The following is a 615-nucleotide window of genomic DNA, read 5'->3' on the forward strand; positions in this document are numbered from 1 at the left end:
AAATGAAACCCTATCTCCATTGAATACGATTAGAGGGTTTATAAACCAGTTGTACTCATTGGGTCCTCTTGCTATAATTTCGCCTTGTACAAGCTCTGCAAGTCCTTTGTAAATGGCTTTGTCTGATTTGTATTGTGTATATTCTAAACACTTTCGCCTATCGAAAATAATCATATCGCTTTTAGGCTTCATGCAAGTTAAAATGTATCCGAAAACACGTATTGCAGACTGTGATAGATTAAAAAATGCGGCAAAATTTGCAAGATATAACTTTGCGAATTGTTCTTCATCCACTTCTATTTGCCGAATAAACGAAGTTTTGAATACTTCTCCAGTATCAGTATCAGCAACAGCAACAACAGCTTTCTTATCGCTTCCTGTACTACTCTTGTATTTTTTAACTACATGATTTTCAATACCCTCTATTGCTTGTTTCATAAAGGGATTTTCCTCATTTTTTTGGAAATCGGTCAATTTAAGCGTTTTCTTATTTTCCATAAACGTACTATTTTGGCAAATTATATTTTCCTTACACCAATCAGAATGTATAATTAGATTTTCCACAAAGGAATATATAATTTTCCATTAATGCAATAAAATAGCAAATTATATTTT

At 32.0% G+C, this 615-nt stretch carries 1 protein-coding gene; it reads right to left on the reverse strand.

The annotated features are described in order from the left end of the window. On the reverse strand, positions 1–498 hold a 498-nt coding region (locus BACCOPRO_RS17020), incomplete at its 3' end, for a hypothetical protein (protein ID WP_008145681.1). Positions 499–615: the final 117 nt, after the last annotated feature.

It is taken from the genome of Phocaeicola coprophilus DSM 18228 = JCM 13818 (assembly GCF_000157915.1).
Taxonomy (GTDB): domain Bacteria; phylum Bacteroidota; class Bacteroidia; order Bacteroidales; family Bacteroidaceae; genus Phocaeicola; species Phocaeicola coprophilus.